This window comes from Vibrio sp. 10N.261.51.C6, assembly GCF_041471785.1.
GTDB lineage: Bacteria > Pseudomonadota > Gammaproteobacteria > Enterobacterales > Vibrionaceae > Vibrio > Vibrio crassostreae_C.
Genome location: NZ_JBFRPB010000027.1, coordinates 1 through 12,908, shown reverse-complemented (window position 1 = coordinate 12,908; position 12,908 = coordinate 1). Strand labels below are relative to the sequence as shown.

The 12,908-nt window shown below is 45.8% G+C and carries 13 protein-coding genes; 12 read left to right on the top strand and 1 reads right to left on the bottom strand.

Annotation, left to right across the window (positions count from 1 at the left end):
* Positions 1-177 precede the first annotated feature (177 nt).
* From AB4375_RS07535 to AB4375_RS07490, 10 genes are all read left to right on the top strand, one after another.
* Positions 178-1,182, top strand: a complete 1,005-nt coding sequence (locus tag AB4375_RS07535) for a substrate-binding domain-containing protein (RefSeq protein WP_136973536.1) — start codon at positions 178-180, stop codon at positions 1,180-1,182.
* A gap of 269 nt (positions 1,183-1,451) precedes the next feature.
* Positions 1,452-2,030 carry an electron transport complex subunit RsxA gene (gene rsxA, locus AB4375_RS07530; protein WP_004734039.1) on the top strand — a complete coding sequence of 193 codons (579 nt, stop codon included), beginning with the start codon at positions 1,452-1,454 and terminating at the stop codon, positions 2,028-2,030.
* A 2-nt stretch (positions 2,031-2,032) separates the two neighbouring features.
* Positions 2,033-2,626, top strand: a complete 594-nt coding sequence (rsxB, locus tag AB4375_RS07525; protein WP_004734040.1) for an electron transport complex subunit RsxB — start codon at positions 2,033-2,035, stop codon at positions 2,624-2,626.
* Positions 2,627-2,633: 7 nt separating this feature from the next.
* Positions 2,634-5,207, top strand: a complete 2,574-nt coding sequence (gene rsxC / locus AB4375_RS07520; protein WP_372051277.1) for an electron transport complex subunit RsxC — start codon at positions 2,634-2,636, stop codon at positions 5,205-5,207.
* The gene (gene rsxD, locus AB4375_RS07515) at positions 5,207-6,253 is read left to right on the top strand and encodes an electron transport complex subunit RsxD (protein ID WP_372051276.1); all 1,047 of its coding nucleotides are present in this window, start codon (positions 5,207-5,209) and stop codon (positions 6,251-6,253) included. The genes rsxC and rsxD overlap by 1 nt, the downstream gene beginning before the upstream one ends.
* A 13-nt stretch (positions 6,254-6,266) precedes the next feature.
* Positions 6,267-6,896 carry an electron transport complex subunit RsxG gene (gene rsxG / locus AB4375_RS07510; RefSeq protein WP_372051275.1) on the top strand — a complete coding sequence of 210 codons (630 nt, stop codon included), beginning with the start codon at positions 6,267-6,269 and terminating at the stop codon, positions 6,894-6,896.
* The gene (locus AB4375_RS07505) at positions 6,896-7,588 is read left to right on the top strand and encodes an electron transport complex subunit E (protein WP_012603531.1); all 693 of its coding nucleotides are present in this window, start codon (positions 6,896-6,898) and stop codon (positions 7,586-7,588) included. The genes rsxG and AB4375_RS07505 overlap by 1 nt, the downstream gene beginning before the upstream one ends.
* Before the next feature lie 161 nt (positions 7,589-7,749).
* Positions 7,750-8,385, top strand: coding sequence for an endonuclease III (gene nth, locus AB4375_RS07500; RefSeq protein WP_010437137.1), 636 nt, complete (start codon positions 7,750-7,752; stop codon positions 8,383-8,385).
* A gap of 142 nt (positions 8,386-8,527) precedes the next feature.
* Positions 8,528-8,944, top strand: a complete 417-nt coding sequence (gloA, locus tag AB4375_RS07495) for a lactoylglutathione lyase (protein WP_004734046.1) — start codon at positions 8,528-8,530, stop codon at positions 8,942-8,944.
* A 204-nt stretch (positions 8,945-9,148) separates the two neighbouring features.
* On the top strand, positions 9,149-9,583 hold the full coding sequence (locus AB4375_RS07490) for a DUF2753 domain-containing protein (RefSeq protein ID WP_004734047.1): 435 nt from the start codon (positions 9,149-9,151) through the stop codon (positions 9,581-9,583).
* A gap of 95 nt (positions 9,584-9,678) precedes the next feature.
* On the opposite strand, the gene motY is transcribed toward AB4375_RS07490, so the two are convergent.
* Positions 9,679-10,560 carry a flagellar protein MotY gene (gene motY, locus AB4375_RS07485; RefSeq protein WP_017063457.1) on the bottom strand — a complete coding sequence of 294 codons (882 nt, stop codon included), beginning with the start codon at positions 10,558-10,560 and terminating at the stop codon, positions 9,679-9,681.
* A 188-nt stretch (positions 10,561-10,748) separates the two neighbouring features.
* On the opposite strand from motY, the gene rnt reads away from it, so the two are divergent.
* Together rnt and AB4375_RS07475 are read left to right on the top strand one after the other, a co-directional pair.
* Entirely contained in the window at positions 10,749-11,393 is a 645-nt protein-coding gene (gene rnt, locus AB4375_RS07480; protein WP_017061178.1) for a ribonuclease T, read from the top strand.
* 65 nt (positions 11,394-11,458) lie between these two features.
* The gene (locus tag AB4375_RS07475) at positions 11,459-12,784 is read left to right on the top strand and encodes a Na+/H+ antiporter family protein (protein ID WP_029235135.1); all 1,326 of its coding nucleotides are present in this window, start codon (positions 11,459-11,461) and stop codon (positions 12,782-12,784) included.
* Positions 12,785-12,908: the final 124 nt, after the last annotated feature.

The following is a 12,908-nucleotide window of genomic DNA, read 5'->3' as shown; positions in this document are numbered from 1 at the left end:
CTATTGGGGGTCAGTTCAATCTAGAGCTTGGCTTTTTATTTTCAAACTAGTCAGCCAATCAAAAATAAACCATCAAACCTCGTCATATTTGATGTTTAATATTTGAATTGCCTAACTATCCGTTGTTAAATGTCCAACCACCAGCACACAGCATTATATTCAGAATAAGAGAGCGGAATGGCTACCATTAAAGATGTTGCGAAGGAAGCAGGCGTATCAATCGCGACCACCTCTCGAGTAATCAACAATGCACCTCACACCAGTGAAACCGCAATTGCGGCGGTAAAAGCCGCTATGGAAAAACTCGGCTATCGCCCAAATGCCAATGCCCGTGCATTGGTCAGCAAATCTTCAAACGCGATTGGCGTACTGGTTAATGATGTTTCTGCCCCGTTCTTCGGCTCGATGATCAAAGCCATTGATACCGTGGCAAGTGAGCAAGAAAAGCAGCTACTGATTGGCAGCGGCTACCATGACGCGACCAAAGAGCGTAATGCGATTAACTTGCTGATCAACAGCCGCTGCGAATCACTCGTGGTTCATAGCAAAGGCATTAGCGACGAAGAATTGGTTAAGCTAGCCAATGAAGTGCCCGGCTTAGTTCTCATCAACCGAATTGTTCCCGATATCGAACACCGCTGTATTGCTCTCGACAACCGCCGCGGCTCTTACATCGCGACTGAGTATTTGATTAAAAACGGCCACAAGCACATTGGCTACATCTGCTCGAGTCACGATATTGAAGATGCTCACGACCGCTTAGGTGGCTATTTGGATGCATTGAAAGATCACGGTATTGAATCGAACGATGAGTACATCGAATATGGTGAACCTGACGAGCTAGGCGGTGAGCAAGCCATGGTTAACTTAATGGCAAAAAACACAGATATCACAGCCATTGCAACGTATAACGACTACATGGCAGCAGGCTGTTTGGCGTTATTACAAGAAAATGGCGTTCGTATTCCAGAAGATATATCAGTTATTGGGTTTGATGACGGCCACATTGCTCGCTTCATCTACCCTCGATTGACCACCATTCGTTACCCAATTCAAGTCATGGCTAATCAAGCGGTTAAGCTATCTCTGCAACTCGCAAGTGACGAGCCAAAAGAACACACGGAACATAAGCTATTTATGCCAATTTTGGTGCGCAGAGCCTCTGTTCGAAACATTAATTGAGAAAGCTCAGGTTCATAAAGACTAAGTCATTTCGTTCCTCGACACTTTTTACAACAAAGAAAATAGGATTGATTCGATGAGTTATCATTGAGTTAATCTTATTTTTCATTCCCCGCAAATACCCACCTATACTTAACCTGATCCATCTTAATCAAACGGTTACCCGTTGATTTTTTCACCAAGTGTCTAAATCCCTAGTGATCCTTGGTTGTTATTAGGTGAGCAAAGCAGGATAATATCGGGATCGGAATCTCAAGAATTAATCCATTATGACCGAATACCTTTTGTTGTTGGTTGGCACAGTGCTGGTCAATAACTTTGTGCTAGTGAAGTTTTTAGGACTATGTCCATTTATGGGAGTCTCCAAGAAACTGGAGACTGCGATTGGCATGGGCCTCGCGACGACTTTCGTTCTAACGTTAGCGTCGGTCTCTGCATACCTAGTAGAAACCTACATCCTTACCCCTCTGGGTATTGAATACCTGCGTACCATGAGTTTCATCTTGGTTATCGCGGTGGTTGTTCAATTTACGGAAATGGTCGTTCACAAAACCAGCCCGACTCTTTATCGCCTGCTGGGTATCTTTCTGCCTCTTATCACCACCAACTGTGCGGTATTAGGTGTGGCACTTCTGAACATCAATGAAAACCACAACTTCATTCAGTCGATCATCTATGGTTTTGGCGCAGCGGTGGGTTTCTCTCTTGTATTGATCTTATTTGCTGCAATGCGTGAACGTATTGCGGTTGCTGATGTTCCAATGCCATTCAAAGGCGCATCGATTGCGATGATCACAGCAGGCCTAATGTCTCTGGCATTTATGGGCTTTACTGGGTTGGTGAAATAAGCATGAGTACCATTTTAATTGCGATCATTGCGCTAGCCGTTTTAGCCGCTGTTTTTGGCGCTATTTTGGGCTTTGCTTCTATCCGTTTTAAAGTTGAAGCCGATCCTATCGTTGATCAAATCGACACCATTTTACCGCAAACTCAATGTGGTCAGTGTGGCTACCCTGGCTGTCGCCCATACGCAGAGGCGATCGCTAACGGAGATAAGATCAACAAATGTCCTCCGGGCGGCCAAGCAACCATTGAGAAGCTAGCAGATTTAATGGGCGTAGAAGTTGAAGACTCCGCTCATGACTTAGATAACAAAGTAAAAACCGTTGCCTTCATTCATGAAGATATGTGTATCGGCTGTACCAAGTGTATTCAAGCCTGCCCTGTTGACGCCATTGTTGGTGGTACCAAGGCACTGCACACAGTAATCAAAGATGAATGTACAGGTTGTGATCTATGTGTCGCACCGTGCCCTACTGACTGTATCGAAATGATTCCAGTGGCAACAACGACTGAAAATTGGAAATGGCAGATGAACATCATTCCTGTTACTGATATCACTAACCAAGCAACTGATGCGACCGCGTCAGAGCCTAAAGCATAGGGTTAGTATGATCTCTTTAATTGAACAAATTCGCACGGGCTCTATTTGGAACTTCCCTGGTGGCGTGCACCCTGCTGAAAACAAGAAACAGTCGAATACTACTGATATCGTCCATGCAAGGCTTCCAGAAGAAATCGTTCTTCCTGTGAAACAGCACATCGGTAAGCCGGGGAACCTATTGGTTGCTGCTGGCGACACTGTGTTAAAAGGTCAGCAACTTACGGCCTTAGACACAGGTTTTACTTTGCCAGTACACGCACCAACATCGGGTGTGATTACCGCTATCGAACCGCGAACTACCGCTCACCCTTCAGGCTTGAGCGAAATATGCGTGGTTATTAAACCTGATGGCCTAGACACTTGGATTGAAAAAAATCCAGTTGAAGATTTTTCGACAAAGACTTCTGACGAACTGCTTGATGTGATTCGCCAAGCTGGTATTTCAGGCATGGGCGGCGCAGGTTTCCCTACGGCTAAGAAGCTTCAATCAGGCTTAGGTCGTACCGACATTTTGATCGTCAACGCTGCGGAATGTGAACCTTACATCACCTCTGATGACAAGTTGCTTCAAGAACATGCCGACGAAGTATTAAAAGGCATCGAAGTGGTTGAACACATTCTTCAACCAAAGCTGACGGTTATCGGCATTGAAGACAACAAACCAGATGCGATAAAAGCACTTGAGATTGCAGCGAAAGACAAAGATATCGTCATTCGCGTTATCCCAACCAAATACCCTTCTGGTGGTGAGAAGCAACTTATCAAGATCCTCACCAACAAAGAGGTTCCAGCTGGCGGCATTCCTGCAGACATTGGTGTTTTGGTTCAGAACGTCGGCTCTCTTTACTCGATTAAGCGAGCGGTAATTGACGGCGAACCTGTGGTTAACCGCGTTGTGACATTAACCGGTAAAACCTTTAAGCAACCTCGTAACGTTTGGGCGCTATTAGGCACACCAGTACATGAGTTACTTGAAGAGTTTGGCTACAAAGCAGATAAAAAACTGCCGCGTTTAATTTTGGGCGGCCCGATGATGGGCTTTACCTTGCCGCATGCCAATGTGCCAATCACCAAAACGTCGAACTGTATTTTGGCGCCAACGCGTCGTGAGATCTCACCAAGCACTTACGAGATGGAATGTATCCGTTGCAGCGCATGTGCTGAAGCTTGCCCTGCGTCTCTACTTCCTCAACAACTGCAATGGCACGCCAAAGCCAACGAGTTGGATAAGTGTGAAGAGCTAAATATTAAAGACTGTATTGAATGTGGTGCATGTGCATTTGTCTGCCCAAGCGAAATCCCTCTTGTTCAGTACTATCGCCAAGCAAAAGCTGAAATCAAAACTCGAAAAGATGAAGCCGCTGCTGCAGAACGCGCCAAGATTCGTTTTGAAGAGAAGAACGCTCGTATGGAGCGTGATAAAGCCGAACGTGAAAACCGCTTTAAAAAAGCCGCAGATAACCGCCGTAAAGATATGAAAACATCCGGCGGTGATGATGCTATTGCTGCTGCGATTGCTCGTGTTAAAGCACAAAAAGCCGCTGCGGATCAGGCTCCGAATGAAGAACCAGCAGTGAAACCTGCGGTTGCTGCCGCTATTGCGAAGGCAAAAGCGAAACAAGCTGCAGCTCAAAAAGCGGAAGGCGCTGAACCAGACAACTCTGAAATGTCTAAACTGCGTGAAGAGCGCAAGCGTCAAGCGAGAGAGCGCAAGGCACAACAAGCAGCAGCCGATACTCCTGCAGAAAGCTCAGGCGATACGAAGAAAGACGCCGTTGCTGCTGCGATTGCTCGCGCTAAAGCGAAGAAAGCACAGCAAGCGGAATCTGCTTCGGATGCTCCTGTTGAAAGCTCTGGCGATGCTAAGAAAGATGCTGTCGCTGCGGCCATTGCTCGTGCTAAAGCCAAGAAAGCTCAACAAGCTGAATCTGCTGCTGAAGCTCCTGCTGAAAAATCCGGCGATGCCAAGAAAGATGCTGTTACTGCCGCTATCGCTCGTGCTAAAGCCAAAAAAGCCCAGCAAGCGAAGCAAGCAGAAACATCTGAACCAGTGGTTGAAGTTGAAACCGAGACTCAATCGGAGCAAGTCGACCCTAAAAAAGCTGCTGTTGCTGCGGCCATCGCTCGCGCTAAGGCTAAGAGAGCACAACAAGCGACACAAGAAACAACCGAAGCTCCTGAACCTGCAGTTGAAACTGAAGCTGGAAGTTCTGGCGATGCTAAGAAAGACGCCGTTGCTGCCGCTATAGCCCGTGCTAAAGCAAAAAAAGCACAGCAAGCTAAGCAAGCAGAAACATCTGAACCAGTAGTTGAAGTAGAAACTGATACTCAATCTGAACAGGTCGATCCGAAGAAAGCTGCTGTTGCTGCAGCTATCGCTCGTGCTAAAGCGAAAAAAGCCCAGCAAGCGAAACAAGACGAAACAGTAGAAACGCCAGAGCCAGTGCTCGAAGTGGCAGCTGAAACTCAATCTGAAGCTGTTGACCCTAAAAAAGCAGCCGTTGCTGCCGCTATCGCTCGTGCTAAAGCGAAAAAAGCCCAGCAAGAGCTAGATAAAAAGAACAATGAGGAGAAAGAGTAGTGGCCTTCTTTATCGCCAGCTCACCGCACGCGCATAGCCGTAGAAGCACCCCAGATCTAATGAAATGGGTGGCTATTTGTGCATTGCCAGGTCTACTAGCTCAAACCTACTTCTTTGGATGGGGTACCCTCATCCAGTTAGTATTTGCTATTGCACTTGCTGTTACCTTTGAAGCAGCCGTCATGCTATTGAGAAAACGCCCGCCAGTAATGGCACTGCGTGATTACAGTGCTGTTGTAACCGCTTGGCTACTGAGTGTCGCGATTCCCCCACACTCTCCGTGGTGGATCCTCGTCATTGGTATGTTCTTCGCTATTATTATCGCGAAACACTTATACGGCGGCCTAGGGCAGAACCCATTTAACCCTGCGATGGTCGCTTACGTTGTTTTGCTGATTTCATTCCCAGTTCAAATGACCAGTTGGAATGCTCCCGCGAGCCTGACAGCAGAAGCAACAAGCTTTATTGACTCATTCTTGATGATCTTTACTGGCTTCAATAACGAAGGTTTGTCTCTGCAACAAGCACGCCTTGGCATTGATGGCTCCACAATGGCGACGCCGCTTGATGCATTCAAAACGGCATTAACGGCAGGCAATACTGCCTCAGAAGCACTATCTCAACCTCAATTTAGTTGGTTAGCTGGCGTAGGCTGGGAGTGGGTAAACCTTGCTTACCTAATCGGCGGTTTAGTGCTGATTAAGCAACGTGTTATTCAATGGTATATCCCTGTGGCTTTCATCGGCAGTCTTACTCTGTTTAGCTTAGTGTTCTTAGTGCTCACTCCTGGAGAAACCGCTTCTCCAACCATTCACCTTCTGTCTGGCGCGACTATGCTTGGTGCATTCTTTATTGCAACCGACCCAGTTTCAGCATCCACGACAGTCAAAGGTCGCTTAGTGTTTGGCGCTCTGATCGGCGGTTTAGTCTTTATCATCCGCAGTTGGGGTGGTTTCCCTGATGGCGTGGCGTTTGCTGTATTGTTAGCCAACATGTGTGTTCCACTGATTGACTACTACACCAAACCTCGCACATACGGTCACTAAGGGAGCGGATACCATGCTAAATGCAATTAAGAAAAACGGCCTTGTACTCGCGATTTTTGCGTGTGCTTCGACGGGTTTGGTCGCGGTAACTCACTACCTGACCAAAGATCAGATCAAACAACAAGAACAGGCTCAGTTACTGTCTGTTCTTAACCAAGTGATCCCACGCGATCAGCACGACAACGAGCTGTTTTCGTCTTGTACTTTGGTTCAAGCAGAAGAGCTTGGTACTGAGCAAGCGATGCCGGCTTACATTGCTAAGCTTAATGGTGAGCCAAGCGCGATTGCGATCGAAGCGATTGCACCAGACGGCTACAATGGCGCGATTAAAGTCATTGTTGGAATGAAAACTGACGGTACTATTTTAGGTACTCGCGTGCTTTCTCACCAAGAGACTCCGGGCTTGGGTGATAAGATTGATCTGCGTGTGAGTGATTGGATTCTTTCGTTTGCAGGTAAGCAAGTGACGGATTCTAATCTAGACCGTTGGAAGGTTCGTAAAGACGGTGGTGATTTTGACCAGTTTACTGGCGCTACTATCACGCCAAGAGCAGTCGTGAAGTCAGTCAAACAAGCGGTCCAGTACGTTAACCAAAACAACCAAGCATTGCTTGCTCAACCTCTAAATTGTGGTGGTGAATAATGAGTGACCATAAAACATTGATCAAAAATGGCATGTGGGCCAATAACCCTGCCCTAGTGCAACTTCTTGGGTTATGTCCGCTGCTGGCTGTATCGTCAACAGTCACTAATGCACTTGGGCTAGGCATTGCTACCTTGCTTGTACTAGTCGGCTCAAACGTTTCTGTTTCTTTGGTTCGTAATCATGTGCCAAAAGAAGTACGTATCCCAGTATTCGTAATGATCATTGCCTCGCTAGTAACCTGTGTTCAATTGCTGATGAACGCTTACGCCTATGGGCTTTACCTCTCTTTGGGTATCTTCATCCCGCTGATCGTAACCAACTGCATCATCATTGGTCGTGCGGAAGCCTTCGCTTCAAAAAATGAAGTGCTACCAGCGGCTCAAGATGGTTTCTGGATGGGTCTAGGCATGACATCAGTATTGGTCGTGTTAGGTGCGATGCGTGAGATTATTGGTAACGGGACCCTATTTGATGGCGCAGACCTGCTGCTTGGTGACTGGGCTTCGGTGTTACGAATCCAGATATTCCAATTTGATAACAGCTTCTTGTTAGCCCTGCTTCCACCGGGTGCCTTCATTGGTGTTGGTTTCTTAATTGCTTTGAAAAACATCATCGATAACCAAGCAAAATCTAGACAACCAAAACAAGAAAAACCAGTCATTGAACGCGCTCGCGTTACCAATGCCTAATAAGTTACGGTAGCTTAAACCCTGCTGAGTAGCTCAACCGCTCATCAGGTAAATAGGTTGACCAAGTACACATAATAATGACGCTCATAAGAGCGCGTAACCGATGATAAAGCAGAAGCAATCCAAGCTTCATGCCCTAACTATTTGAAAGTAATGTCGCTATGAACAATGTAAAACGAGTAGAAATACTTGAGCGTTTAAGAGAAAACAATCCAAAGCCAGAGACTGAGCTTAACTGGAACAGCCCATTCGAGTTGCTGATCGCCGTACTTTTATCAGCACAAGCAACCGATGTTAGTGTGAACAAGGCGACGGATAAGCTGTACCCTGTAGCCAACACGCCACAAGCAATTTTCGACCTAGGTGTTGATGGCTTAAAAGAGTACATCAAGACCATCGGTCTATTTAATTCAAAAGCAGAAAACACCATCAAAACGTGTCGTATGCTGCTTGACCTACATAATGGTGAAGTACCGGAAGATCGCGCTGCATTAGAAGCCCTTCCAGGTGTCGGTCGTAAAACAGCAAACGTAGTGTTAAATACCGCATTCGGTTGGCCAACCATTGCCGTTGATACTCACATCTATCGTGTATCAAACCGCACTAAGCTAGCGATGGGTAAAACCGTCGACGATGTCGAAGCAAAACTACTTAAAGTTATCCCAAAAGAATTCAAACTGGATGTCCACCATTGGCTCATTCTTCATGGACGTTACACCTGTGTCGCACGTAAACCACGCTGTGGCAGCTGTATCATTGAGGATTTGTGTGAGTTCAAGGAAAAAACAGACGTCTAAGCTCATAAGCTGTTAGCCCAAAGCTAAGAAGCTAAGAAGCTAAGAAGCTAAGAAGCTAAGAAGCTAAACCGTGCCGCACTTTTCTGGCGGCATAAAACAGAATTACAAAAAACGTAAACATAGTTAACGCTAGGAGCAAATCATGTCAAACGGTCGTATTTTACACACCATGCTACGAGTTGGTGATCTAGATAAATCTATCGAGTTCTACACCAACGTAATGGGCATGCAACTATTACGTAAGAACGAAAATAAAGAGTACGAATACACACTGGCTTTTGTTGGCTTTGGTGACGAATCTCAAGGTGCTGTTATTGAGTTAACTTACAATTGGGGCACAACTGAATACGACCTAGGCTCAGCTTTCGGTCACGTAGCGATCGGTGTTGATGATATCTACACTACGTGTGACGCGATTAAAGCCGCTGGCGGTAACGTGACTCGTGAAGCCGGCCCTGTAAAAGGCGGTTCTACTCACATTGCATTCGTAAAAGACCCTGACGGCTACATGATTGAGCTTATTCAGAACAAACAAGCAAGTGCAGGCCTCGAAGGTTAGTCACTAACCATTGCGATACTAGGCTTTGAAAGCAAGAGCTAAATTAATGCACAAGAGAAGCGAGCACTATGCTCGCTTCTTTTTTATCAATTCATTCATAATCAATATTCTTTACCCACTATTATTCACAATCTAATCGATGAAACTTTACATAATAATGATTATCATTTAAATTAAACCCATCTTGATTAGTGAGGTTATACAATGATTAGCGAATGGGAAAAACACACGTTACTTGCCGATACTGCATTGCAACTCGACGATCCTGTACGAAGCATTCTTCACTATCAGCAGGCGTTGAATTTAAGCGAAGAAATTACTGAGCGTACTGATATTCAGGCCGATGAACGCTTACTGATTTCGGTCATCTCTTGCCACAACCTTGCTCAGTTTTGGCGATGGGCGGGCGATACAGAATATGAACTTAAGTACCTTCAGCTTGCCTCTGAAAAGGTCCTGACACTGATTCCTCAGTGCCCTAATACGCAATGCTCTAGCTTTATAGATTCTATTGGTTGTTGTAAAAAAGCCCTTATCGATTTCATGAAACGCCACCCAAACCCTAAAATTGCCTCTATGGTGGAAAAGATCGATACCGCGACCAACTGTGAAATGATCGCCCGCTTCCGCTTGAATTAAACAAGTTCCGTTAAAACAACGACTCCAAATTTAAAACATAAAAAAGCCCGTCATCAAGACGGGCTTTGTCATTTCAAAACAAGCTGTTGTTTAGCTTAAACCTGTGTGCGACCTAAAGAGATCACAACACGTCGGTTCTTATCTTTACCAATTGGCGAGTTATTGTCCGCAATCGGACGACGCTTGCCATAGCCTTGCACTTGGATACGATCTTCTGGCAGGCCTAGAGATTTGAAGTACTCTCTTAACGATTCTGCTCTGCGCTCTGAAAGGTTTTGGCTAATCCCTTTGCTGTCGACAGAGTCGGTGTACGTTGCCACCAGCACAAGGTCAATGTCTTGGTTATAGCGAACGTAATCGGCAATCTGGCTCAGCCTTTTGCGCGACGACTTGTTCAGCTGGTCGCTGTTGCGGTCGTAATGCAAAATAGTGAAAGAGATATCTTCAAAGCTGTAAGGCAGCAGGTTAGCAACACAGTCACTGAACACATTGTATTTTTCTTGGAACAACACCGACGACAACGACACTTCGATACGTTGATCTCGGCTCTGCCACTCTTGGTAGCTGAATGTCGGATAACGCCCTTTCTCCAACTCACTCAAGATGCCCCAAGCTGTTTGACCGCCGACATAGCCGTCAAATTGCTGGAAGAACTTAATGGTTGTCATACGATCAGCACTTTCACCCGGACGCCAAGGTGGCGGCATAGAGATCAAGCTTACATTGCGCGTCGCACCCATTGGACGGCGCATTTTAAGCTCAAAGTCCAAAATGATTTTTTTACTCGCGCGAGATGAGAACTCAGCATCACCAAAGTTTGGAATTGGGTGGACCAAGCGACATTCAAGTGGCGTGTTGGCTACCATCTCCCATGTCGACTGTTGAGGAGATGCTCCGTAACGCTTTTCTTGTGCCATGACCGATGACGACACAAGTAGCGAAAATAGCATTGAACCTGTTATGAGTTGTTTCTTCATAAAGTGGAGTATCTCTTAAGCAATTCGTTTAACAATGCAGCCAATTGCCGCATTTTTCTCTCACGTTTAAATATGCAATTATCAAGCCGTAATGGGTTGGGTAATTTAAGATTTATTGCCCTTCCCTAGTTTTTATCACTGCTATTATCTGCAATAATGCAGCCTTAATCACACTTATTTGGGCTAACATGACTGTAGAAAACGAAGCTCTGACCCTAAAAAAACGCTTTCGCGGCTATTTCCCAGTGGTCATCGACGTGGAAACCGCAGGGTTTAACGCTGAAACCGATGCATTATTAGAAATCTGTGCCATTACATTAAAAATGGATGAGAACGGAGATCTGCACCCTGCATCAACGCTTCATTTTCACATTGAGCCTTTTGAAGGCGCAAATATAGAGCAGGCAGCATTAGACTTTAACGGAATTAAAGACCCATTTAGCCCATTACGTGGTGCTGTGTCGGAACAAGAAGCCCTTAAAGAAATCTACAAGCTAGTGAGAAAAGAACAAAAAGCTTCAGATTGCAGTCGCGCAATCATGGTTGCTCACAACGCTACATTCGATTTGAACTTCGTTAATGCGGCAAGTGAGCGCTGTAAGCTTAAACGCGTCCCTTTCCATCCATTTGCTACTTTTGACACTGCAGCTCTTAGTGGTCTTGCCTACGGTCAAACCGTTTTGGCTAAAGCTTGCCGCACTGCAGGGATGGAATTTGACAACAAAGAAGCACACTCTGCTTTGTATGATACGCAAAAAACCACAGAGTTATTTTGCGGCATTGTAAACAAATGGAAAGCCCTTGGTGGTTGGCCTCTTGTTGACGAAGAATAAAAAATAGAGTCGGTAAACGTTTTTTCGTATTGCCTTCATAAAAAACACAACATCCCGAGAATAATATGAATCCTGTTGTAATTTCAGTTTGCATCATGCTTGTTTTAGCTTTGATGCGCGTAAACGTAGTCGTTGCTCTGACGTTCAGTGCAATTATCGGTGGCGTAGCCTCTGGTATGAGCTTGAACGACGCAGTCGCGGCTTTCGAAAGTGGATTAGGCGGCGGTGCAACGATTGCACTTAGCTACGCTATGCTTGGTACATTCGCTGTTGCTATCTCACGTTCTGGTATCACAGATCTCCTTGCTCAAAGTGTTATCAAACGCATTCACGGCAAAGAGAACAGTGCGGCATCGACTGGTCTTAAATACGGCATGCTTGCGTCGTTGATCTTAGTGACCATGTCTTCGCAAAACGTGATTCCAGTACATATCGCCTTCATCCCAATCTTAATCCCACCTCTACTAGGCGTATTTGCAAAAATGAACCTAGACCGCCGTCTAGTTGCGTGTGTACTTACTTTTGGTCTGATTACACCTTACATGGTGCTACCGATTGGTTTTGGTGGCATCTTCCTAAACAACATTCTGCTTAAAAACCTTCACGACAATGGTCTTGAAAACGTAGTAGCAAGCCAAGTGCCAATGGCGATGTTGTTACCCGCTGCGGGCATGATCTTCGGTCTTCTTACTGCAGTATTCTTTACTTACCGTAAGCCTCGCCAATACAAAGAAACCTCTCACACTGTTGTTTCAACAGAAGTGAAAGAGATCAACAAGAAGCACATCCTAGTAGCAGCAGCTGGTATCGTAGCAGCGCTAACAGTTCAACTATCGACGGGCTCTATGATCATCGGTGCTCTAGCGGGTTTCATGGTATTTACCTTCGGTGGCGTTATTGCTTGGAAAGAGACACAAGATGTCTTCACCAAGGGCGTTCACATGATGGCAATGATCGGTTTCATCATGATTGCAGCAGCAGGTTTCGCGGCAGTTATGAAGCAAACAGGTGGCGTTGAATCTTTGGTTGAAGCACTTTCAACAAGCATCGGCGACAACAAGCCTCTAGCAGCGCTACTTATGCTAATTGTTGGTCTATTGGTTACTATGGGCATTGGTTCTTCGTTCTCTACGATTCCAATCCTTGCAACTATCTACGTTCCATTAGCAGCAGCATTTGGCTTCTCGCCTATGGCAACAATCGCCCTAGTAGGTACAGCTGCAGCACTTGGTGATGCGGGCTCTCCGGCTTCTGACTCAACATTAGGTCCAACGTCTGGTCTAAATGCTGATGGTCAACACGAGCACGTATGGGAAACCGTAGTTCCAACATTCCTGCACTACAACATCCCACTGATCGTATTCGGTTGGATTGCAGCCATGGTTCTGTAGTAAAGAACCTAAGCTATTATTACAAAGACCGCCTCGTGCGGTCTTTTTTGTCTCTGAGATTCATTCTACTCTTCCTTCCGCTCACTCTCATTGAACTAGCGACACCAATCGAGTAGGAGGAGGC

Coding starts and splice junctions, on each gene's coding strand:
- AB4375_RS07535 (WP_136973536.1), top strand. CDS start 178: ATGGCTACCATTAAAGATGTTGCGAAGGAAGCAGGCGTATCAATCGCG.
- rsxA (WP_004734039.1), top strand. CDS start 1,452: ATGACCGAATACCTTTTGTTGTTGGTTGGCACAGTGCTGGTCAATAAC.
- rsxB (WP_004734040.1), top strand. CDS start 2,033: ATGAGTACCATTTTAATTGCGATCATTGCGCTAGCCGTTTTAGCCGCT.
- rsxC (WP_372051277.1), top strand. CDS start 2,634: ATGATCTCTTTAATTGAACAAATTCGCACGGGCTCTATTTGGAACTTC.
- rsxG (WP_372051275.1), top strand. CDS start 6,267: ATGCTAAATGCAATTAAGAAAAACGGCCTTGTACTCGCGATTTTTGCG.
- AB4375_RS07505 (WP_012603531.1), top strand. CDS start 6,896: ATGAGTGACCATAAAACATTGATCAAAAATGGCATGTGGGCCAATAAC.
- nth (WP_010437137.1), top strand. CDS start 7,750: ATGAACAATGTAAAACGAGTAGAAATACTTGAGCGTTTAAGAGAAAAC.
- gloA (WP_004734046.1), top strand. CDS start 8,528: ATGTCAAACGGTCGTATTTTACACACCATGCTACGAGTTGGTGATCTA.
- AB4375_RS07490 (WP_004734047.1), top strand. CDS start 9,149: ATGATTAGCGAATGGGAAAAACACACGTTACTTGCCGATACTGCATTG.
- motY (WP_017063457.1), bottom strand. CDS start 10,560: ATGAAGAAACAACTCATAACAGGTTCAATGCTATTTTCGCTACTTGTG.
- rnt (WP_017061178.1), top strand. CDS start 10,749: ATGACTGTAGAAAACGAAGCTCTGACCCTAAAAAAACGCTTTCGCGGC.
- AB4375_RS07475 (WP_029235135.1), top strand. CDS start 11,459: ATGAATCCTGTTGTAATTTCAGTTTGCATCATGCTTGTTTTAGCTTTG.